Origin of the sequence: Variovorax sp. Sphag1AA (assembly GCF_014192575.1) — a bacterium.
Lineage (GTDB): Bacteria > Pseudomonadota > Gammaproteobacteria > Burkholderiales > Burkholderiaceae_C > Variovorax.
Map to the genome: position 1 here is coordinate 631805 of NZ_JACHYC010000002.1, position 20518 is coordinate 652322.

General features: G+C 64.0%; 19 protein-coding genes. 6 read left to right on the plus strand and 13 right to left on the minus strand.

The window, feature by feature from the left end; all coding sequences use genetic code 11:
* Positions 1 to 78: 78 nt before the first annotated feature.
* The 3 genes from FHW64_RS09520 to FHW64_RS09530 all read left to right on the plus strand — a co-directional run bounded on the left by FHW64_RS09520 (position 79) and on the right by FHW64_RS09530 (position 2135).
* Positions 79 to 1122, plus strand: coding sequence for an aromatic ring-hydroxylating dioxygenase subunit alpha (locus FHW64_RS09520; protein ID WP_184525384.1), 1044 nt, complete (start codon positions 79 to 81; stop codon positions 1120 to 1122).
* A gap of 35 nt (positions 1123 to 1157) precedes the next feature.
* Positions 1158 to 1556 (plus strand): OsmC family protein, encoded by a 399-nt coding sequence (locus FHW64_RS09525; protein ID WP_184525386.1) that lies wholly within the window; start codon positions 1158 to 1160, stop codon positions 1554 to 1556.
* 153 nt (positions 1557 to 1709) lie between these two features.
* The gene (locus FHW64_RS09530) at positions 1710 to 2135 is read left to right on the plus strand and encodes a hypothetical protein (RefSeq protein ID WP_184525387.1); all 426 of its coding nucleotides are present in this window, start codon (positions 1710 to 1712) and stop codon (positions 2133 to 2135) included.
* A gap of 1 nt (position 2136) precedes the next feature.
* On the opposite strand, the gene FHW64_RS09535 is transcribed toward FHW64_RS09530, so the two are convergent.
* The 9 genes from FHW64_RS09535 to gcl form a co-directional block, all read right to left on the minus strand.
* Entirely contained in the window at positions 2137 to 2451 is a 315-nt protein-coding gene (locus tag FHW64_RS09535) for an EthD family reductase (protein ID WP_184525389.1), read from the minus strand.
* A 70-nt stretch (positions 2452 to 2521) separates the two neighbouring features.
* Positions 2522 to 3004: a nucleoside deaminase gene (locus FHW64_RS09540; RefSeq protein WP_184525391.1), complete on the minus strand. Its 483-nt coding sequence runs from the start codon at positions 3002 to 3004 to the stop codon at positions 2522 to 2524.
* The gene (locus FHW64_RS09545) at positions 2997 to 3767 is read right to left on the minus strand and encodes an ABC transporter permease (protein WP_184525393.1); all 771 of its coding nucleotides are present in this window, start codon (positions 3765 to 3767) and stop codon (positions 2997 to 2999) included. The genes FHW64_RS09540 and FHW64_RS09545 overlap by 8 nt, the downstream gene beginning before the upstream one ends.
* A gap of 4 nt (positions 3768 to 3771) precedes the next feature.
* Entirely contained in the window at positions 3772 to 4614 is an 843-nt protein-coding gene (locus FHW64_RS09550; protein ID WP_184525395.1) for an ABC transporter ATP-binding protein, read from the minus strand.
* On the minus strand, positions 4614 to 5642 hold the full coding sequence (locus FHW64_RS09555; protein ID WP_184525397.1) for an ABC transporter substrate-binding protein: 1029 nt from the start codon (positions 5640 to 5642) through the stop codon (positions 4614 to 4616). The genes FHW64_RS09550 and FHW64_RS09555 overlap by 1 nt, the downstream gene beginning before the upstream one ends.
* A 188-nt stretch (positions 5643 to 5830) precedes the next feature.
* Positions 5831 to 8134, minus strand: coding sequence for an NADP-dependent malic enzyme (locus FHW64_RS09560; protein ID WP_184525399.1), 2304 nt, complete (start codon positions 8132 to 8134; stop codon positions 5831 to 5833).
* Between the two features lie 390 nt (positions 8135 to 8524).
* Positions 8525 to 9424: a 2-hydroxy-3-oxopropionate reductase gene (locus tag FHW64_RS09565; RefSeq protein WP_184525401.1), complete on the minus strand. Its 900-nt coding sequence runs from the start codon at positions 9422 to 9424 to the stop codon at positions 8525 to 8527.
* 46 nt (positions 9425 to 9470) lie between these two features.
* Positions 9471 to 10250, minus strand: a complete 780-nt coding sequence (gene hyi / locus FHW64_RS09570) for a hydroxypyruvate isomerase (RefSeq protein ID WP_184525403.1) — start codon at positions 10248 to 10250, stop codon at positions 9471 to 9473.
* 20 nt (positions 10251 to 10270) lie between these two features.
* Positions 10271 to 12064, minus strand: a complete 1794-nt coding sequence (gene gcl / locus FHW64_RS09575) for a glyoxylate carboligase (RefSeq protein WP_184525405.1) — start codon at positions 12062 to 12064, stop codon at positions 10271 to 10273.
* 115 nt (positions 12065 to 12179) lie between these two features.
* On the opposite strand from gcl, the gene FHW64_RS09580 reads away from it, so the two are divergent.
* The 3 genes from FHW64_RS09580 to FHW64_RS09590 all read left to right on the plus strand — a co-directional run bounded on the left by FHW64_RS09580 (position 12180) and on the right by FHW64_RS09590 (position 15479).
* Positions 12180 to 13082 carry a LysR family transcriptional regulator gene (locus FHW64_RS09580; RefSeq protein WP_184525407.1) on the plus strand — a complete coding sequence of 301 codons (903 nt, stop codon included), beginning with the start codon at positions 12180 to 12182 and terminating at the stop codon, positions 13080 to 13082.
* Positions 13083 to 13182: 100 nt separating this feature from the next.
* Entirely contained in the window at positions 13183 to 15210 is a 2028-nt protein-coding gene (locus tag FHW64_RS09585) for a type IV secretion system protein (protein WP_184525409.1), read from the plus strand.
* The gene (locus FHW64_RS09590) at positions 15207 to 15479 is read left to right on the plus strand and encodes a hypothetical protein (RefSeq protein WP_184525411.1); all 273 of its coding nucleotides are present in this window, start codon (positions 15207 to 15209) and stop codon (positions 15477 to 15479) included. The genes FHW64_RS09585 and FHW64_RS09590 overlap by 4 nt, the downstream gene beginning before the upstream one ends.
* A gap of 29 nt (positions 15480 to 15508) precedes the next feature.
* Here the strand turns inward: FHW64_RS09590 and FHW64_RS09595 are convergent, their stop codons facing one another.
* Genes FHW64_RS09595 through FHW64_RS09610 form a run of 4 tightly spaced genes read right to left on the minus strand, consistent with a single transcriptional unit; the run spans position 15509 to position 20383 of the window.
* Positions 15509 to 17239 carry a penicillin-binding protein 2 gene (locus tag FHW64_RS09595; RefSeq protein WP_184525413.1) on the minus strand — a complete coding sequence of 577 codons (1731 nt, stop codon included), beginning with the start codon at positions 17237 to 17239 and terminating at the stop codon, positions 15509 to 15511.
* The gene (locus tag FHW64_RS09600; RefSeq protein ID WP_184525415.1) at positions 17236 to 18303 is read right to left on the minus strand and encodes an AI-2E family transporter; all 1068 of its coding nucleotides are present in this window, start codon (positions 18301 to 18303) and stop codon (positions 17236 to 17238) included. Before FHW64_RS09600 ends, FHW64_RS09595 begins: the two co-directional genes overlap by 4 nt.
* A 26-nt stretch (positions 18304 to 18329) precedes the next feature.
* Entirely contained in the window at positions 18330 to 19028 is a 699-nt protein-coding gene (locus FHW64_RS09605) for a GntR family transcriptional regulator (RefSeq protein ID WP_184525417.1), read from the minus strand.
* Between the two features lie 8 nt (positions 19029 to 19036).
* Positions 19037 to 20383 carry a C4-dicarboxylate transporter DctA gene (locus FHW64_RS09610; RefSeq protein ID WP_184525419.1) on the minus strand — a complete coding sequence of 449 codons (1347 nt, stop codon included), beginning with the start codon at positions 20381 to 20383 and terminating at the stop codon, positions 19037 to 19039.
* Positions 20384 to 20518: the final 135 nt, after the last annotated feature.

A 20518-nucleotide genomic window follows, 5' to 3' on the forward strand; every position in this document is an offset into this window, starting at 1 on the left:
CGTTCAGCCCGGCCCCGTCCGCGGTGGGAAATTGCTCTTTCATGGTCGTCCCCACGCACATCCGAAGGAGTCTTTCCCATGCTCGTCACGCAGCAACCCGTCTTCCGCAAGTTCTGGCATGCCGTCATGCCGCTAGCCGATCTGCAGCAGGGGCCCAAGCCCTTCACGCTGCTTGGCGAGAACATCGTCCTGTTCCTCGATGCCGATGGGCAGCCTGCCGCGCTGCGTGATCGTTGCTGCCATCGAACCGCGAAGCTCTCTAAAGGCTGGTGCGTCGATGCGGAGGGCAAGGCCTGCAGCCAGGGTGCGATCCAGTGCGGCTATCACGGCTGGACCTATGACCGCGGCGGCCAGGTGATCCGCATCCCGCAGTACGAGCCCGACCGCAAGATCTCCCCGGAGTACAAGACCACGGCCTACCACTGCACTGCGCGCTACGGCTATGCGTGGGTCGCGCTGGAAGATCCGATCGCGGACATCCCGGCAGTGCCTGAATACGACGATGCGGCCTTCCGCACCATTCATCAGTTCTACGAGGAGTGGCAGACCAGCCCGATGCGCGCGCTGGAGAACTCCTTCGACAACTCGCACTTCAGCTTCGTGCACCGCGCGACCTTTGGTGTGGCCGCGAGCCCCAAGCCGAGCAAGTACGAACTGGTCGAGAACGAAGTCGGCTTCTACGCAGAGACGGTCATCGACGCGGTGAACCCCGTCAAGTTCCATGCGATCAGCGGCGTGACGGACCCGATCACCACGCGGCACATGCGCAATGCCTACTTCCTGCCGTTCTCGCGCCGGCTCGACATCGAATACCCCTCGGGCATCCGCCACATCATCATCAACTGCTTCACGCCGATCGACGACGGCCGCATCCAGTTGTGCCAATGGCTGTTCCGCAACGACACCGAGGCCGATTGCGCGGCGCAGATGCTGATCGACTTCGACGAGGAGATCACGCGCGAGGACAAGGACATCCTCGAATCGACCGACCCGGATGCGCTGGTGGATACGCGCCGGCGCGGCGTGGAGTACTCGATGGAGTCGGACCGCCCGGGCATGCTGATCCGCAAGCACCTGATGCAGTTGCTCGCAAAGCACGGGGAGAGCGAAGTACATCGGTGACCGCTACGATCGTGGACCATCCTCAGGAGACCTCCATGACCATCACGGTTCGCCGCGACGACATCAGCGGCACGCGACACACGGTTCGCATCCGCGCACACGAGATTCCGGTTGACGCGGCCGTTGCCGCCGGCGGCGAAGATGCCGGACCGCAGCCCCATGACCTCTACGACGCTTCGCTCGGCGCCTGCAAGGCGCTCACCGTGCTGGTCTATGCCAAGCGCAAGGGCATTCCGGTGGAAGAGATTGAAGTCGTGGTGGACCGTGACGACAGCGAAGAGCGCAAGGGCACTTATCGGCTCGACACATCATTGCGCGTGACCGGCAACCTCAGCGAAGAACAGCGCGCGGAGCTGTTGCGCGTGGCGGGCAAGTGCCCGCTGCACCGGCTGATGACCGAAGTGAAGACGGAGATCGAGACGCGTCTCGTCTGATCAAAAGCGAATCAGCCTAGCCGCGCTTTCGGTCGCGATCAAGTCGAACGCAGTGGCTCGGGGGCGCTCGTTCTCGATGCAATCATTGTCAGCAAATGTGCTGGAACAAGCGGAAATCGTTCCGAAGTCGCAGCCCGTTTTCAGGGAGTGACCATGCAACGTTCAGTTCTGTTCAAGGGCGGCGTCACGAAGGCCGCGGCGCTGCTGCTCGCGGTGTCCTGCATGCCCGATGCGATCGGCGGCGTCATCAATTTCAGCGGGGCTCTCGTCGTTGCGACCTATGAGGTCAATGCGCCTGCCACCTTGCCAGCAGTGGCGGCTTCTTCGCGCAACGGATGGACCGCTATCGGCGTGACCGGCGATGCACGCAGTCTTCCGCAGGTGACCGCACGTGTCGAAGCGGTGGGCCGGTCGGATCTCGTCGTTCGCTGCACCGACGCCCGCTCCGGCGCATCGGCGCCGCTCTCGGGGCAAGGCTGCCGCGTCGGTCCGGATGGCCGCGGCCTCTCGATCCGCCCGGCGGCGGCGACACCGCAGCACGTGCGTTCCGCCGCGATCGTGACGCTGCTCTACGACTGAGCTACCCCACCACCACTTCGCTGATCTGCGCCACAGGCGTGATGTCGGTGTAGTTCGCCACGTCGGCCCTGATCTCCTTCGCGTGCGGTCCGAACGCGGCCTGGAAGGCTTCGACCGAATCGCAGAAGACATGGCACATGGCGACATACGCCGGCGGCGCGCCGGGTGCGCCGCCGGCGAGGCCCTTGTCGATGGTGTACGACTTGCACGCATCGCCCATCAGCCGCTTGAGCATGGGCATGTGTGAATCGCGGTAGTAGTCATGGTCGAAGCGGGACCCGGGCGTATGCGGGTACATCACGCTGAACTTGATCATGTTGCGTCTCCAGTTGGCAAGCGCCAGAGCATAGGAGAACGCGAACCCTCGAACAAGCCGCGCGGCGGACTCAATTGCCTCGCGTTTCCCAGAAGCCGCGATGCGTCGCGATCATCTCTTCAGCGACTTCAGCTACCGGGCCGGTGACTTCGATGTTCTTCTGCCCGCGCGCGAAGACCTCGCGGCACGGCAGCGACAGCGTCGGGTTCTCGGGGTGATCGCCCGTGAGTGCGAGCAGCGCGCTTTCTTCAGCGCCGTAGACCACGCGCCCGATGTTGGCCCAGTAGATCGTGCCCGCGCACATCGCGCAGGGCTCGAAGGTGGTCACCAGCGTGCACTGCGCGAGATAGTCGGCCGGATAGTTCAGCGATGCGGTGCGTGCGAGCGTGGCCTCGGCGTGATGCACCGTGTCGATGTTGCCTTGCTCGGCCAGGATGGTGTCGCCGTCCGGCGCGACCAGCACCGCGCCGAAGGGGTGCCGGCCCATCGCCATCGCGCGCCGCGCGACTTCGTTGGCGCGGCGCAGGGCCTTCAGCTTCTGCGCGTCATTCACCTTGCGATCCCCGGTGCGCCCACGCGGTGGTGTGCTTCTCGACCGCGCTGAAGAGTTCGTACATCAGCATCGCCATCGCGCCGACCACCATCAGGCCCGCGAAGGCGAGGCCCATCTGCATCGACGAGCCGGCGGAGATCAGCAGGTAGCCGATGCCTTCATTGGCGGCGGTCATCTCCGACACCGTGGTGCCGACGAAGGCCAGCGTGATCGCGACCTTCAGCGAGCCGTAGAAGTACGGCAGCGAGCGCGGCAGGCCGATCTTGATCAGCACGTCCCAGCGCTTGGCGCCGAGCACGCGCAGCACGTCTTCCAGCTCGGGTTCGAGCGTCGCAAGACCGGTCGCGATGTTGACCATGATCGGGAAGAAGCTGATGAGAAACGCCGTGAGGATCGCCGGCCCGATGCCGATGCCGAACCAGACTACTAGGATAGGCACGAAGGCCGCCTTCGGCAATGCGTTGAACGCGGTCATCAGCGGATACACCGCCGCATAGGCGATGCGCGAGCTGCCGATCACGAAGCCCAGCAGCACGCCCACCACTATCGCGATGCCGAAGCCCGCCATCGTGACCCAGAAGGTGCGCCATGCATGGCCGGCGATGATTTCCTTGAATTCCCAGAACTGCGTCCAGATGCTCCACGGACTCGGGAAGATGAACTCCGACACGCCGAAGGCCGAGCAGATGATCTGCCACAGCACGATGACGGCAACCAGTAGCAGCCAGGGCGACCAGCGTTCGATTAGCTTCTTGTTCTTCATGTGACTACTGGGGAATCGCGGTGGCGGTGGTCGTCGCAGCCTGGCTACGGATCGCGCCGATATGGCTGCGAAGCTCGAGCACGATGTCGGTGAACTCCTTGGTGTAGGTCAGTTCGAGTTCGCGCGGGCGCGGCAGGTCGATGTCACGCTTCACGACGAAGCGGCCGGGGCTCTTGCTCATCACGTACACCGTGTCGGCAAGGAACACCGATTCGCGCAGGTCGTGCGTGACGAGGATCACGTTGAACTGCTGCTCGGTCCAGAGGTCGCGCAGGATGCACCAGAGCTCTTCACGCGTGAAGGCGTCGAGCGCGCCGAAGGGCTCGTCGAGCAGCAGCATCTTCGGCTCGTGGATCAGCGCGCGGCAGATGCTCGCGCGCTGCTGCATGCCGCCCGAGAGCTGCCACGGGAACTTGTCCTCGTAGCCGCCGAGGCCGACCTTCTGCAGCAGCCGACGGGCACGCTCGACGTATTCCTTGCGTTTGGCCTTGAAGGTGGAGCGATAGGGCTCGACGATCTCCAGCGGCAGCAGCACGTTGTCGACGGTGGTGCGCCAAGGCAGCAGCGAGGGCGCCTGGAAGGCCATGCCCGAGATCTTCAGCGGGCCGGTGACCGGTTGGCCGTCGATGCGGATCTTGCCCATCGACGGCATTCGCAGGCCCGTCGTAAGCTTCATGAAGGTCGACTTGCCACAGCCCGAAGGCCCCACGATCGCGATGAACTCGCCGCGCTTCACCTTCAGGTCGATGGCCTCGACCGCGAAGTGATTGGCGCGCAGCAGCTCTTCGTTGTAGGCGAGCCAGACGTCCTGGAAATCGACGAAGGGCGTGTTGTCCTGCTCCTGCATTACTTGCGCAGGATGTTCAGCTCGGCGGACGTGGGCAGCATCGATCCGTTCCACACCGCATCGGGGTTCACGCGCGTCTTGGTGCCGAAGGCATCGGACACCTGCGAGGCCATCAGCGCGAGACGGCCGGCGTTGATCTGGCCGAAGCCTTCGGCGCGCGCGTCGGGCGTGTTCACCACGGTGTCGATCGCGAGCTTGAGGCGGCGGGTTTCGAGTTCGCTGTTCACGATGCCGTCGCGCGCCTTGATCGATTCGATGGCGACTGCGGGGCTGGCGATGACTTCCTTCGCGCCCTTCGTGAAGGCCTGCAGGAAGGCCTTCACGGCGGCCGGGTTCTCCTTGATGAGCTTCGGCGAGGCAATGATCGCGTTGCCGTAGAGCTTCACGCCGTAGTCGGGGTAGGGGAGGATCACCACGTCGGCGGTCTTCGCACCGCGCGCTTCGAGGTTGAGCAGCGAAGTGAAGGTGAAGCCGGTGATCGCGTCGATGTCGCCGCGCATCAGCATGGTTTCGCGCAGCGTCGGGTCCATCGCGGTCCAGTTCACCGCACCGATGTTGTTGGCCTTGGCGAAGATCGGGAACGAGCGGCGGCCGGCATCGAACACCGGGGCGCCCATCTTCTTGCCGGTGAGGTCGGCGGGCTTGGTGATGCCGCTCTTCTTGAGCGCCATGACTGAGGCCGGCGTGTTGTTGTAGACCATCATCACCGCGACCGGCTTGTTCGGGCTGTCGGGGTTGTTGGCGTGGAATTCCATCAGCGCCGCGAGGTCGGCGAAGCCCATGTCGTAGGCGCCCGATGCCACGCGCGTGACCGCACCGCCGGAGCCGTTGCCCGCGTCGACCGTCACGTCGAGGCCGGCCGCCTTGAAGTAGCCCTTGGCGGCGGGATGGGTGAAGAAGGCGCCAGGTCCTTCGAAGCGCCAGTCGAGCTGGAACTTGATCGGCGTGGTCTGCGCATAGGCGGTGCCGAGGCCGAAGCTGAGGGCGGATGCAGCAAGGAAGGACTGGATCAGTTGGCGCTTGTTCATTCGAATTCCGTTCAGTGGTGTAACGAATTCAAGCAAAAACGGTGCCCGCACGCACTTGGTGCGAACCCTTCCGATGTGCCAATGGGGTGCATCGCGCTGGCTGCGGGTATCCCCGCGCCGTCAGGGCGAAAAAAGAAAAACGCCCCGCCGCATGCACCGCGGCGGGGCGTCTGTTCTGGTGCGCGAAATCAGCGCGGCGAGTTTGCGTTGGCGACCGCGAGCGCAGTCATGTTGACCACGCGGCGGACGGTTGCCGAAGGGGTCAGGATGTGCGCCTGTCCGGCCGCGCCCATCAGGATCGGGCCGACTGTCACGCCATTGCTGCCGGTCATCTTCAGCACGTTGAAGAGGATGTTGGCCGCGTCGAGGTTCGGGCAGATCAGCAGGTTGGCTTCGCCGGTCAGCGTCGAATCGGGCAGCGCCTTGCGACGAACTTCCTCGGACAGCGCGGCGTCGCCGTGCATTTCGCCGTCGCATTCGATGTCGGGTGCCATCTTGGCGAAGAGTTCGCGCGCCTGGCGCATCTTGCGGGCCGAGCCACGCTCGGAGGTTCCGAAGTTGGAGTGCGACAGGAAGGCCACCTTGGGCGGCAGGCCGAACCGGCGCACTTCCTCGGCGGCCATGACCGCGATCTTCGCGAGCGTTTCGGCGCTCGGGTCTTCATGCACGTTGGTGTCGGCGATGAAGAGGGTGTACTTCTCGAGCGTGAGCGCGTTGAGCGTCGCGAAGCCGGGGGCTTCGGGCTTCTGGCCGAGGATGTTCTGCAGGATGCGCAGGTGGCTGTCGAAGCGTCCGACCAGGCCGCAGAGCATCGCGTCGGCATCGCCCAGGTGCACCATCAGCGAGGCGATGGTGGTGTTGGAGCGGCGCACCATGGCTTTGGACGCCTCGGGCGTGATGCCGCGGCGGCCCATGACCTTGTGGTACGCCTCCCAGTAGGTGCGGAAGCGCGGATCGTCTTCCGGGTCCACGCATTCGACGTCGGTGCCGACGCGGATGTGCAGGCCGGCCTTCTTGATGCGCGCTTCGATGACGGCGGGGCGGCCGACGAGGATCGGCTTGGCGAGGCCTTCGTCCACTGCGAGTTGCGCGGCGCGCAGCACGCGGTCGTCTTCGCCTTCGGCATACGCGACGCGCTTGGCGGTCGCGCACTTTGCGGCGGTAAAGACCGGGCGCATGAACATGCCCGTCTGGTAGACGAAGCGGGTGAGGTGCTGGCGGTAGGCTTCGAGGTCTTCGATCGGCCGGGTGGCGACGCCGGAGTCCTGCGCGGCCTTGGCGACGGCCGGAGCGATGCGCAGGATGAGGCGCGCATCGAAGGGCTTCGGGATGATGTAGTCGGCGCCGAAGGCCAGTTCCTGGCCGGCGTAGGCGGTGGCAACCTCTTCGCTGATGTCGGCCTTGGCAAGATCGGCGATCTCGCGCACGCAGGCGAGCTTCATTTCTTCCGTGATCTTGGTCGCGCCGCAGTCGAGCGCGCCGCGGAAGATGTACGGGAAGCACAGGACGTTGTTGACCTGGTTCGGGTAGTCCGATCGGCCGGTGGCGACGATGCAGTCGGGGCGCACGGCCTTTGCGAGCTCGGGGCGAATCTCGGGCTCTGGGTTGGCGAGCGCCAGGATGATCGGCTGGCTGGCCATGCTTTTGACCATGTCCTGCGTGACGACGCCGGGGGCGGAACATCCGAGGAAGACGTCGGCATCCTTCATGACGTCGGCGAGGGTGCGGGCGCCGGTGTCTTTTTGCGCGTAGCGGGTCTTCGAATCGTCGAAGCCGCCGGGGCGCCCGATGTAGATCAGGCCCTTGGAGTCGACGGCGTAGATGTTCGATGCCTTGGCGCCGAGGCCGACCATGACGTCGAGGCAGGCAATGGCGGCTGCGCCGGCGCCGGAGACTGCGATCTTGACGTCTTCGATCTTCTTGCCGACGAGCTCGAGGCCGTTGAGGAGCGCGGAGGCCGAGATGATGGCGGTGCCGTGCTGGTCATCGTGGAAGACGGGGATGTTCATGCGCTCGCGCAGCTTCTTCTCGATGTAGAAGCATTCGGGCGCCTTGATGTCCTCAAGGTTGATGCCGCCGAGGGTGGGCTCTAGCGAGGCAATGATGTCGACGAGTTTGTCGGGGTCGGTTTCGGCAAGCTCAATGTCGAAGACGTCGATGCCGGCAAACTTCTTGAAGAGGCAACCTTTGCCTTCCATGACGGGCTTGCTGGCGAGGGGGCCGATGTTGCCTAGGCCGAGCACGGCGGTGCCGTTTGTGACGACGCCGACGAGGTTGCCGCGCGATGTGTATTCAGCGGCGAGTGCGGGGTCGGCCTCGATGTCGAGGCAGGGGTAGGCGACGCCGGGGGAATACGCTAGCGAGAGGTCGCGCTGGTTCAGGAGGGGTTTGGTGGGCGAGATCGAGATCTTGCCTTTGACCGGTGAGCGGTGGTATTCGCGGGCCGCGTCACGGAGTGCCTGTTCGGCAGGGGAAAGTTCTTTGTTGGCCATCGGTGTCTCCTTGCTTACTGGCTCAGGAGAGAGGCTAACGCAAAGTCGCGGGATGAACGAGGGTGATCGGCTTCGATTGCTCCTGCATTTGATGCGGGATGTTCATGGATGGGACTTGCGGGGTGCATGAGGCGGGTTTTGTTTTTTCTGTGGGACGTCCGCCCGGTTTGCGGTGCGGGGCTGGGGGCTTCACTACGCCGGCCGCTTCGCGGCTGCCCTGCGGTGCTCGCCTCAGGCGGGGTCCGCGCGAAACTCGCTTCGCTCAAACACGCGCAGCCCTTATCCGCCCGAGGCTGCGCTCCTCGGCGGCGTAGAGGCGCCCCCAGCCCCGCACCGCAAACCGGGCTCCAGGGGCGATCTACGTAGGCTCGCCTTCGGCCTCGCTTGGGGCTATGCCTGGGCTACGGGGTGGTTCGCCATTGCTTCCAATGCACGGACCAAGGCCGAGTGGTCTTCCTGGCCGTATCCCAATGCGGCGCATGCGTTCATGAGTTGAGCTGCGCTGGCGGTTTGGGGCAATGCGACACCTAGTGCTCTGGCGCCTTGCAGCGCGAGGTTCAGGTCCTTCTGGTGCAGCGCGATGCGGAAGCCGGGGGCGAAGGTGCGCTTGATCATTCGCTCGCCGTGCACTTCCAGAATGCGCGAACTGGCAAAGCCGCCCATCAGTGCCTGTCGCACCTTGGCCGGGTCGGCGCCTGCCTTGGAGGCGAACACCAGGGCCTCGCCCACGGCGGCGATGTTGAGCGCCACGATGATCTGGTTCGCGACCTTGCAGACTTGGCCGTCGCCGACGTTGCCGACGAGGGTGATGTTCTTGCCCATCTTTTCGAGCAGCGGGCGCACGCGTCCGAAGGTGCCTTCGTCGCCGCCGCACATGATGGTGAGGCTCGCCGCTTTCGCACCGACTTCGCCGCCGGAAACTGGCGCGTCGACATAGCCGCAGCCGAGGTCGAGGATGCGCTTGGCGAATTCCTTGGTGGCGATCGGATCGATCGAGCTGCAGTCGACGACGACTTTGCCCTTGGTGAGGCCGGCAGCGACGCTGTCTTCGCCGAACAGCACTTTCTCCACGTCGGGCGTGTCCGGAACCATCAGGAAGATGATGTCCGCCTGCTTGGCGACGTCGGTGGCGGTCGCGCAGACCATGGCCCTCGAAGCAAAGGGTTCCGGCACCGGGCCGCGGGTGTTCACATAGAGCTGATGGCCGGCTTCGAGCAGATGTCCCGCCATCGGCGCACCCATGATGCCGAGGCCGATGAAACCGATCTTCTGTGCGTTCGTGTTCGACATATCGCGTGCTTTCCTTTTGTCCTGATCTGCCTGATGTGTGACTTGTTTATTGCGTGAGCGCGGTGCGCCAGCCGAGGCCTTCGACGGTGGTGCCGCGGGGCTTGTATTCGCAGCCGATCCAGCCGTCGTAGCCGATGGAATCGATGTGCTTGAAGAGCCACGGGTAGTTGATTTCGCCCGTGCCGGGTTCGCCGCGGCCGGGGTTGTCCGCAAGCTGGATGTGGCCGATGCGGGTGATGTGCTTCGACAGCGTGTTGCCGAGTTCGCCTTCCATCCGCTGCGCGTGATAGATGTCGTACTGCACCAGCAGGTTTGTCGAGCCGACTTCGTCGAGGATCGACAGCGCCTGGTCGGTGCGGTTCAGATAGAAGCCGGGGATGTCGAAGGTGTTGATCGGCTCGATCAAGAGCCGGATGCCGGCGTTCTGGAGTTCCTTTGCGGCAAAGCGCAGGTTGTCCACGACCACCTTGCGCGCGTCGGCAGCGGTGACGCCTGCCGGCAGCTTGCCCAGCAGGCAGTTGACCTTCGGGCAGCCCAGTGCGGTCGCGTACTCGATTGCACGGCCGACGCCTTCGCGGAATTCGCCGACGCGGTCCGGGTGGCAACCGATGCCGCGCTCGCCGGCGTCCCAGTCGCCGGCGGGCAGGTTGTGGAGCACCTGCACGAGGCCATTGCTCTTCAGCGCGGCAGCGAGCTCGTTCTTGTCGTAGGCGTAGGGGAAGAGGTATTCCACCGCCTTGAAGCCCGCCTTGGCGGCGGCCTCGAATCGCTGCATGAACGGCAGCTCGGTGAACAGCATCGTCAGGTTGGCTGCGAACTTGGGCATGTTGTTTGTCTCCTCGGGAATCAGTCGAGCATTGCTGCGGCGATCGCTGTCGGTGCGTCTTCGACGCTCTCTGCAAGCGCTTCGAACTCGTTGATGGCATCGATTTCGGTGCCCATGGCGATGTTGGTCACGCGCTCCAACATGACTTCGATCACCACCGGCACCTTGAACTGCTCCATGAGCTGCTCGGCCTGCTGGATGGCGGGCGTCATCTCTTCCTGCTTGGTCACGCGGATCGCCTTGCAGCCGAGGCCTTCGACGACCTTGAGGTGGTCGACGCCGTAGCTGCGTTCGACGCCTGCGTCCTCGCCGGCGTTGATGTTGTCGAAGCCGAGTTGCACGCAGTAGTCCATCTCGAAGCCGCGCTGCGCCTGGCGGATGAGGCCGAGGTAGGAGTTGTTGACCACGATGTGGATGTACGGCAGCTTGAACTGCGCGCCCACGGCCAGCTCCTCGATCATGAACTGGAAGTCGTAGTCGCCCGAGAGCGCGACGATCTTGCGTGCCGGGTCGGCCGCGCGCACGCCGAGTGCTGCCGGAATGGTCCAGCCCAGGGGGCCGGCCTGGCCGCAGTTGATCCAGTGGCGTGGGTTGTAGACGTGCAGGAACTGCGCGGCCGCGATCTGCGAGAGCCCGATGGTGCTCACGTAGCAGGTGTCGTGGCTGAAGTTGTTGTTCATGCACTGGTACACGCGCTGCGGCTTCATCGGCACGTCGGCGAAGTTGGTCTTGCGCAGCATCGTCTTCTTGCGGTCGCGGCATTCGCCGGCCCACTTGGCGCGATCGGGCAACTTGCCCTTCGCCTTCATCTCTTCGGCGACTTCGACGAAGAGCTTCAGCGCGGCCTTGGCGTCGGAGACGATGCCGAAGTCAGGCGTGAAGACGCGGCCGATCTGCGTGGGCTCGATGTCGACGTGCACGAAGGTGCGGCCCTTGGTGTAGACGTCGACCGAGCCGGTGTGGCGGTTAGCCCAGCGGTTGCCGATGCCGAGGACGAAGTCGCTCGCGAGCATCGTCGCGTTGCCGTAACGGTGGCTGGTCTGCAGGCCGCACATGCCGGCCATCAGGGGATGGTCGTCGGGAATGATGCCCCAGCCCATCAGGGTTGGGATGACTGGGACGCCAGTCGCTTCGGCAAAGCGAACGAGCAGATCGCTCGCGTCGGCGTTGATGATGCCGCCGCCGGCCACGATCAGCGGGCGCTCGGCGGCGTTGAGCATCGTGATCGCCTTTTCGATCTGGGCGCGGGTGGCTTCGGGCTTGTAGGCCGGAAGCGGCTGATAGGTGTCGATGTCGAACTCGATCTGCGCCATCTGCACGTCGAAGGGCAGGTCGATGAGCACCGGGCCCGGGCGGCCCGAGCGCATGAGGTGGAAGGCCTGCTGGAAGACCTGCGGCACCTGGCCGGGCTCGCGGACCGTGACCGACCATTTGGTGACCGGCTTGGAGATCGACTCGATGTCGACCGCCTGGAAGTCTTCCTTGTAGAGCCGTGCGCGCGGCGCCTGGCCGGTGATGCAGAGGATCGGGATCGAATCGGCCCATGCCGAGTAGAGGCCGGTGATCATGTCCGTGCCCGCCGGGCCGGAAGTGCCGATGCACACGCCGATGTTGCCGGCGACGGCACGGGTGTAGCCCTCGGCCATGTGCGATGCGCCTTCGACGTGGCGCGCGAGGATGTGGGCGATGCTGCCCTGCTTGCGCAGCGCGGAATACAGCGGGTTGATGGCGGCGCCTGGGACGCCGAAAGCCTGGGTGACGCCTTCTTTTTCCATCACGAGCACGGCGGCCTGGGCCGCGGTCATCTTTGCCATTTGAAGTCTCCTTGGGATGGGCTCCACTGTAGGAATCGGGGGCCTTCGGCAGAAGACGGCGGGGGGCCATAAAGCCTATTCCATGGCGGAATAAGTCGGACTACGATCCGGCCCTATGGACCGACTGTTGGCAATGGAAATGTTCGTGCGCGTGGTGGAAACCGGCAGCTTTTCGAAAGCCGCCGGCGAGTTCAACACCACCCAGCCCACCGTCACCAAACAGGTCGCGGCGACGGAGGCGCGGCTGAAAGTGCGGCTGCTCAACCGAAACACCCGCGGCGTGAGCCTGACCGAGGCGGGGGCGCTCTATTACGAGAAGTGCAAGTCCATCGTGCGCGACGCGGAGGAGGCAGACAGCATCGTCAAGCTGCGGCAATCGCAGGCGCAGGGGTTGCTGCGGATCGGCACCTCGACCGCGTTCGGCCGACGCATCATCGTGCCGCTGGCGCTGGAGTTCATGGCGCGGCATCCGCAAGTGCAGGTGGATCTCAGCTTCGAGGACCGGTATGTGGACCTCGTCGCACAAGGCATCGACGTGGCGGTGCGCATGGGCAAGCTCGCGGATTCATCGCTGGGCGCGCGCTATCTCGGCATGAATCCATGGGTGATGGTCGCCGCGCCGGACTATCTGAAGGAGCACGGCACACCGAAGAAGGCGCAAGACCTGAGCGCGCATGTGGCGCTGATCTACAGCAGCGTGGTGGGCGATGACGTGTGGCACATGCACACGCCGAAGGGCGAGCCAGTCTCGGTGCCGGTGTCGGGGCGGCTGCGGTCCAACAATGTGTCGGCGGTGCTGGCTGCCGCGCGGGCGGGATTGGGCATCGCGCTGATGCCGCGATATGTGGCGAGCGATTCGCTGGCTTCGGGGCAGGTGGACGAAGTGCTGGCCGATCACGCGCTCGCGGAGCAGGAAATCCACGCGGTGTTCCCCTCGCCGAAGCTCGTGCCCGGCAAGGTGTCGAGCTTCGTGGCGTTCCTGCAGGGGCGATTCGGGGAGCGCTGGTGGGAGCGTTGAAGCAGTGGCCGGTTGAGTGGGTGATAGGCTTTCGGGGTCACACATCAGAAGTCAACCAAGAAGGCCTTACTCGTTTCGCGAGGAATTGGCCCGTGCACCTATGCCCATTGCAGATGCCAGCAATTTGACGAACATCGGCGACTTCGTCTACTTCGCGCTGATCCATAACTGGCTCAGTCAAAGAATCATCCAGTTCAGTGTCGACGTCATGGGTCGCGCTATGACTTGGGTCAGTGCCATCGCGCTGGTCCTGATCACTCTCTGGGTGCTGATCCAGGGCTATCGCCTCATCACCGGCCAATCGCGTGAGCCCTTGGCGGCGGTGGTGACGAACATGAGCAGGATTGCCGTTGTCGTCTCCATTGCATCCACCATGGCGCTGGGTGGCCTCCAGTTGCAGGAGTTCCTCACCACCGGACTGGCGCGCGGTATCAACGAATTGGTCACCGGCTCGGCTGCTTCGCCTGTGGCCTCCATCGACAAGAACTTGGCCTATACCCAACTCGCCATGGGTGCGATCGATGCGGTGCAGGTGCCTGCGGACGATGTCGCCACGGCGCGCACGAAGGCCCGGGCGATGCTTGTCGCCACGCTAGGTACCGCAGGCCCTGCGATGGCTGCCGGAGCGATGCTGCTGCTGTATCAAGTGGCCATGGCGCTGATCATCGGCTTCGGACCATTGTTCGTACTGTGCCTGGCCTTCAATTCGACGAAGGAACTCTTTCATCGCTGGCTGATGTACGGCCTGGGCACCCTGTTTTCCATGGCGGTGCTCAACTTGATGATCTCGATGGTGCTGGAACTGACACTGCGCGTAGCAGGTGCGCTGTGGGGCACTCAGGCCCTCTCGGCCATCACCGGCACGAATGCCGAGGGTTTCACCAGCCAGGCGATGCAGCAAGGCGGTGTGGGGTTGCTCATGACGGTGTTGATCGTCTCGACGCCGCCGATGGCTGCGGCGTTCTTCAGGGGCGTGCTGGGGCAGTTCCTGTCGCTTTCGGCGTTTGGATTTGGCATGGGCGGCGGCGGCGCAGTCGGCGCGAATCGCCGCCGCGCTTCACAGGGGGCCGCGTACGGACAGTCGGCTTCGATTCCGAGCGATCAGGACGACTCGGACGGGGACATCGCCTCACTTCACCGGGTGTCGTGGGGTCACACATCCAGAGGTCCCAGCAACAGCAGCAGCAATGCCGCGCTGGACTACATGAAGAAGCACGAATGGTCGGGGATGAGTGATGCCTCTGTGCCGCGGACACCGGGTGAGCGCCACGTTCAAGCCTGTGGAGACGAAGTGAGCCAGACTAGAAAGGCACTGGATGCTGCTAAGCCGTCGGGGCTTCCGACGGATTTGCCTGGTGACAGGACGTCCGAGTTACTGTTTGATCTTCGTCTTGAGCAAGGGGGTGCGGCGCCGAGCGCGTTAGTTGCGGAAAGCGGCCGGGACACAGGTTTGGCTATAGCGGTCGCACTAGCCGATAGAGCGCGAGCGGGAGCGGTATTCCAAGATGCGGCGACGACGTTTGGCGCCAAAGCGGTTGCCGCCTACAACACGGGCAATACCGCCGAGGGAAATCGCTTTCTGAGTTACGCGGCAACATATTCGACGGAGAGCGCAAACGCTTTTGCTGCAGCAGGAGCCCTCGATGCCGATGCTCCCAGATTTTCATTGCCGCCTGCAGCAGTTGGTCAGCCGCATTTTTCAATTGCCGACCTCTCGCTTGATACGGGATTTACTGTCCAAATTGGAATTGGAGCAAATGCGGCGGGGGGCTGGCTAGGAGGGTACGGCGAATTCGGCATAGCGGCGGGGTTCAGCTACGACGGCCTGAGTGCAGTTACCTATACGTCTGCTGGAGTGGTTTTGGGACCTCAACAAGGCGCCTCTATCGGGTTGGTCGGAGCTATAGCGCAAGGGCTTCCTCGCCTCGGAACGACGACATACTACGGCGCTACTGCCTTTGGGGGCGCTGGAATAGGTGGCAATGTCACGACTCTCACCGATTCCGAGGAAAACCTCGGGATTGGAAGGGCGGCAACTTCTGCTCGACTCTTTGTCGGTGAGGCGGTAGGTGCGGGAGCAATCAGGCTCGTTCAAGAAAACTACCCGCTTTGGAAAAACGCAAAATGACGGCAAGTGTCTTCTTGATGCTGTTTGCGAGCATGGTCGCATTGTTTCTCTATTTCGAGAAAATGAAATTCGATCCACCAAGAGGAAAGATCAAAATTCTCTCTTGGCGAATGGCGTATTGGGGAGCGGCGCTCGCATTTTTTAGTGGAGCAGTTCTCGGAAATTCTTTAGTCGCTTCGAAGGCTCTAGAGATGATCGCTTTGACCTTGTTGATTGCATCAATCTGTGTCGTTTTTATCGGCTTGGCTATCGCGCTGATCTGGAGATGATGCTTTTAGCAATCTTGGTGGGATGCGCCCTAATGCGCCTGCGACGCCACGGGCAAATCCGGCAGCACATTCAAGATCCGCAGTGTCTGCTGAACCACCTGACTGAACACCGGCGCCGCCACCAGCCCGCCGAAATACTTCCCCGCACTCGGCTCGTCGATCATCACCGCGACGATCACGCGCGGCTTGTCGATCGGCGACATGCCGGTGTACCAGGCGCGGTACTTGTTGCTGGCGTAGCCCTTGCCGACCTGCTTGTGGGCGGTGCCGGTCTTTCCGCCCACCGAATAGCCTTCGGTCTGCGCCAGTGGCGCGGTGCCGCCGGGCGCCGCGGCCATGTGCATCATCTTGCGCACTTCGCTTGCCACCAGCGGGGAGAACACCGGCACGCCGACCGGCGGCTCGGTCGATTTCAGCAGGGTGATCGGAATGACCTTGCCGCCGTTGGCAAACGCCGTATAGGCATGGGCGATCTGGAACAGCGACGCCGACAAGCCGTAGCCGTAGGACATCGTGGCCTGCTCGATCGGGCGCCACGATTTGTACGGCCTGAGGCGCCCGGTCACCGCGCCGGGGAAGATCGTCTGCGGCTTCTGGCCGAAGCCGAGCGAGGTGAACGAATCCCACATCTCCTTGGCCGTCATGCGCTGCGAGATCTTGGTCGCGCCGACATTGCTGGATTTCTGGATCACGCCTTCGACAGTCAGCACGCCGAAGTTCTCATCGTCGTGGATGGTCGCGCCGGCAACGGTGATCCGGCCGGGGTTGGTGTCGATGATGGTTTGCGGCGTCACGCGGCCTAGCTCCAGCGCGGTGGCGACGGTGATCGGCTTCATCGTCGAGCCGGGCTCGAAGACATCGGTCATCGCGCGATTGCGCAACTGCTCGCCATTGAGGTTGTGCCGGTCGTTGGGGTCGAAGCTCGGATAGTTGGCCATGGCGAGCAGTTCGCCGGTGTTGGCGTCGACCACCACGGCGCTGCCCGCATGGGCCTTGTTCGCGACCACGGCGTCGCGCAGTTTCTCGTAGGTGACCGCCTGGATGCGGTCGTCAAGGCTCAACTGGATGTCGTGGCCCTCGATCGGCGGGACCTGTTCGCCTACGTCCTCGACCACGGCGCCCAAACGGTTCTTGATGACGCGGCGCGAACCCGACTTGCCGGCGAGTTCCTTGTCGAAAGCCAGTTCGACGCCTTCCTGGCCGACATCCTCGACATTGGTGAAGCCGGCCACGTGCGCCGCGGCTTCGCCCTCGGGGTACTGGCGCTTGTATTCCCGTCGCTGGTAGATGCCCTTGATGTCGAGCGCGGCGATCTGCTTTGCGACGTTCTCGTCCACCTGTCGCTTGAGCCAGACGAAGCTCTTGTCATCGTCGTCCAGCTTGCGCACGAGTTCGGATTGCGGCACGCCGAGCAATTCGGCCAGCTTCTTCAGTTTGGGTTGGGTGACCGGATCAGCGGGGTCCACGTCCTCCGGAATCGCCCAGATGCTTGGCGCCGGGATGTCGGAGGCAAGGATGTCGCCGTTGCGGTCGAGGATGCGGCCGCGGTTGGCGGGCAGTTCGAGCGTCCGGGCGAATCGCACCTCGCCCTGGTGTTGGTAGAACTCGTTGCCGATCACTTCCACATAGAAGGCACGCGCGGCCAGAACGAGAAAGCCGGCTGCGATGCCGGCCACGATGAGTTTGCTGCGCCAGACCGGCGTCTTGCTCGCGAGTAGGGGGCTGGTGGCGTACTGGACGCTGCGTCTGCTTCGATTCATTGAGTTCCGGATTCGTTTTCCACGTTCGACGAAGCGAACAGATCCCATGCAGCCATGAAAAGTGCCGCAATCACCGGCCCGATCACGAAACCGTTGATGCCGAAGAGCGCGATGCCGCCGATGGTGGACATCAGGACGATGTAGTCGGGCATCTGCGTGTCCTTGCCGACGAGGATCGGCCGCAGGATGTTGTCGACGAGCCCGATCACGAAGACGCCGACGAAGATCAGTACCAGCCCCTTCACGACTGCGCCTGTGGCGAGGTAGTAGATGGCGACTGGCGCCCAGATCAGCGCCGCGCCGATGGCCGGCAGCAGCGAGAGAAAGGCCATCAGCGAACCCCACAGCAGCGCGCCCTGCACGCCGAGCAACGAGAAGGTCACGCCGCCGATGAGGCCCTGCGCCACGGCGACCGCGACGTTGCCCTTGATGGTGGCGCGGATCACGGTGGCGAATTTGGCGAAGAGGTGATTGGTATGCGCCTTGGCCAGTGGCAGCGCCGCGCGGACGGTCCTCGACAGGTCGCGCCCGTCGCGGAGCAGGAAGTACAGCATGTACAGCATCAGGCCGAAGGCGATGATGAACTCGAACGCGTTCTGGCCGATGGAGACAGCGCGCGTGGCGATGACCTGGCTGCCGCGCATGGCCGAGGCCGAGAAGCGGCTGATGAAGCCTTCGATATTGGTCAGCCCGAAGCGGTTGAGCTGTTCGATTGCCCATTGGGGCAATGCATTCACGATCTGCTGGAAGTAGTTGGCGAAGCTGATGTCACCGGAGCGCACCTTCTGCGTGACGAAGGCCATTTCGTCGACGAGCGCGAGCGTAATCGCCACGAGCGGGATGATGACGAGCACCATCGCGAGCAGCAGGGTGAGCAGCGCTGCGAGGTTGCGGCGGCCCTTCACCTTGATGACCACCCAGCGGTAGAACGGCGTGAAGAGGATCGCCAGCGCCACCGCCCACATGACTGCGCCGAAGAAGGGGAGGAGGATCCAGCCGAAGGCGAGCGTGACGCTCGCCAGTAGCAGGAGGAACGCAGCGCGTTGGAGAGCCGGGGAATTCATGCCCGGCGATTCTCCCCTAGTGGGCGCTAACGCGCGGCTCTGGGGAGTGCAACCGGGGCGAGCGTGGCGCGGAGGCGCTCGTTTTCTGTCGGATCGGCGGCGGCTTCGACTTCCAGGGCTTCTTCGACGTTGCCGATGTGGTCGAGCATCAACTCGCGGGCGCGGCCGGTGTCGCCTTCTTCGAGCGCGGCGACGATGGCCGCGTGTTCGGCGCAGGACTGGGCGGCTTCGTGTTTCGACTGGAACAGGGTGGCCGCGAGGGTGGTGCGGGCAGTGAGGTCGCGCAGCACATCGCAGAGCAGGCGGTGGCCCATCTGGTCGGCGAGGCAGACATGGAAGTCCGCGAGCAGGAAGGCCCGGGTGGCCGCATCGGCGCCGGCGATGGCGCGTTTTTCGTCGGCGATGTGCTCGCGCAGCTTGCGGATGACCTTCGACAGCGGACGGCCGGCCTGGGAGAGGATGCCGGCCTCGACGATGCGGCGCGCGGCGAAGGCGTCGCGCGCCTCCTCGGCCGAGGGCTCCACCACGAACCACCCGCGCCGCGACTGCACTTCGACGAAGCCGCGTGCCTGGAGCTGCATCAACGCCTCGCGCACCATGGTGCGGCTCACGCCGAAGTTCTCTGCCAGCGCCTGCTCGCCGAGCCGCTCGCCCGGCGCGAGCTTCTGCGCGAGGATGGCTTCGACCACGCGCTCGGCGATGGTGGTGGGCGTGACGTCGGTCATGGTGATGTTCAGTTCGCGGGTTGGACGACGGCTGGGGATTCTGCCGTGTCTCCTGCATGCGCACCCGCCTCGCGCAGGGGCTCGTCCTCGGGCGAGTGCGTTCCGTTGAGCACCGCATGGGCGCGTTCGCGGTCGATGTCGCCTTCCCATGCCGCGATCGCGACGGTCGCGACGCAGTTGCCGATCAGGTTGCCCAGCGCGCGGGCGATGCCCATGAACCAGTCGACCGAGAGCACCAGCACGAGGCCGATCGCGGGAATCGCAGGAATCGCATGGAGCGTTGCTGCGAGCACCACGATCGCCGAGCCCGGCACGCCGTGCGCACCCTTGGAGGTGACCAGCGCGATGGCTAGGATCGTCAGCAGGTCGGTCATCGAGACCGGCGTGTTGGTCGCCTGCGCGATGAACACCGCGGCCAGCGTGATGTAGATCGAGAAGGCATCGAGGTTGAACGAATAGCCGGTGGGGATCACGAGGCCGACTGTCGAATCGCGGATGCCCATGTGGCGCAGCTTGCCCATGATCTGCGGCAGCACGCTGTCGGACGAGGTGGTCGCGAAGACGATGGTGAGTTCCTCGCGCAGGTAGCGCAGCAGCTTGATGAGGCTGAAGCCCGACAGTCGCATCACGATGCCGAGGATGACGAACACGAAGAGGAACACCGCCACGTAGAACAGTCCGACCAGCGCGCCGAGCTGCTTGAGCGAGCCGATGCCGTACTGGCCGACGGTGAACGCGATCGCGCCGAGCACGCCGAGCGGTGCGAGCTTGATGATGATCCCCATGATCTTGAACATCACGAGCGCCGTGGCATCGACGACCGCCGCGACCGGCTTGCCGCGCTCGCCCAGCAGCGTCAGCGCGCAGCCGAAGAGCACCGCGAAGAGCAGCACCTGCAGCACGTCGCCGGTCGCGAAGGCGTTGATCACCGTGGTGGGGATCAGCTTCATGATGAACTCGACCGTGCCGCCGCTGGTGAGCTTGTCGGCGGTCGACGTATAGGCGCTCATGGCGTTGGCGTCGAGCTTCGACGGGTCGACGTTCATGCCGACACCGGGCTCGAAGACGAAGGCAAGCAAGAGGCCCAGCCCCAGCGCGACGGTGGTGAGCACCTCGAAGTAGATCAGCGCCTTGACGCCGACGCGGCCGACGCGCTTGAGGTCGCCCGCGCCGGCGATGCCGTGCACCACGACGCAGAACACGAGCACCGGGATGATCATCTTGATCAGCTTGATGAACCCGTCGCCCAGCGGTTTGAGCTTGATGGCGAAGTCAGGGAAGAAGAGGCCGGCGACCACACCGAGAACCAGTGCGATGACGACCTGACCGAAGAGGGATTTGGCGAATCGGGGCATGAAGGCTCTCCGTGTTGGTGGTTGCATGCAAGACATTCGCTTTCTTGCATACAAGCAATGTAGGCAAGAATTCACGGAATTCCGTGCGGGTATTCCCGGGGAATGAAGAACATTCGGTAAGGCGTTGTTTCATCC

What these genes read in the sequence shown, in the direction of transcription:
- FHW64_RS09520 (WP_184525384.1), top strand. Translation starts at nt 79, where the DNA reads ATGCTCGTCACGCAGCAACCCGTCTTCCGCAAGTTCTGGCATGCCGTC.
- FHW64_RS09525 (WP_184525386.1), top strand. Translation starts at nt 1,158, where the DNA reads ATGACCATCACGGTTCGCCGCGACGACATCAGCGGCACGCGACACACG.
- FHW64_RS09530 (WP_184525387.1), top strand. Translation starts at nt 1,710, where the DNA reads ATGCAACGTTCAGTTCTGTTCAAGGGCGGCGTCACGAAGGCCGCGGCG.
- FHW64_RS09535 (WP_184525389.1), bottom strand. Translation starts at nt 2,451, where the DNA reads ATGATCAAGTTCAGCGTGATGTACCCGCATACGCCCGGGTCCCGCTTC.
- FHW64_RS09545 (WP_184525393.1), bottom strand. Translation starts at nt 3,767, where the DNA reads ATGAAGAACAAGAAGCTAATCGAACGCTGGTCGCCCTGGCTGCTACTG.
- FHW64_RS09550 (WP_184525395.1), bottom strand. Translation starts at nt 4,614, where the DNA reads ATGCAGGAGCAGGACAACACGCCCTTCGTCGATTTCCAGGACGTCTGG.
- FHW64_RS09555 (WP_184525397.1), bottom strand. Translation starts at nt 5,642, where the DNA reads ATGAACAAGCGCCAACTGATCCAGTCCTTCCTTGCTGCATCCGCCCTC.
- FHW64_RS09560 (WP_184525399.1), bottom strand. Translation starts at nt 8,134, where the DNA reads ATGGCCAACAAAGAACTTTCCCCTGCCGAACAGGCACTCCGTGACGCG.
- FHW64_RS09565 (WP_184525401.1), bottom strand. Translation starts at nt 9,424, where the DNA reads ATGTCGAACACGAACGCACAGAAGATCGGTTTCATCGGCCTCGGCATC.
- hyi (WP_184525403.1), bottom strand. Translation starts at nt 10,250, where the DNA reads ATGCCCAAGTTCGCAGCCAACCTGACGATGCTGTTCACCGAGCTGCCG.
- gcl (WP_184525405.1), bottom strand. Translation starts at nt 12,064, where the DNA reads ATGGCAAAGATGACCGCGGCCCAGGCCGCCGTGCTCGTGATGGAAAAA.
- FHW64_RS09580 (WP_184525407.1), top strand. Translation starts at nt 12,180, where the DNA reads ATGGACCGACTGTTGGCAATGGAAATGTTCGTGCGCGTGGTGGAAACC.
- FHW64_RS09585 (WP_184525409.1), top strand. Translation starts at nt 13,183, where the DNA reads ATGCCCATTGCAGATGCCAGCAATTTGACGAACATCGGCGACTTCGTC.
- FHW64_RS09590 (WP_184525411.1), top strand. Translation starts at nt 15,207, where the DNA reads ATGACGGCAAGTGTCTTCTTGATGCTGTTTGCGAGCATGGTCGCATTG.
- FHW64_RS09595 (WP_184525413.1), bottom strand. Translation starts at nt 17,239, where the DNA reads ATGAATCGAAGCAGACGCAGCGTCCAGTACGCCACCAGCCCCCTACTC.
- FHW64_RS09600 (WP_184525415.1), bottom strand. Translation starts at nt 18,303, where the DNA reads ATGAATTCCCCGGCTCTCCAACGCGCTGCGTTCCTCCTGCTACTGGCG.
- FHW64_RS09605 (WP_184525417.1), bottom strand. Translation starts at nt 19,028, where the DNA reads ATGACCGACGTCACGCCCACCACCATCGCCGAGCGCGTGGTCGAAGCC.
- FHW64_RS09610 (WP_184525419.1), bottom strand. Translation starts at nt 20,383, where the DNA reads ATGCCCCGATTCGCCAAATCCCTCTTCGGTCAGGTCGTCATCGCACTG.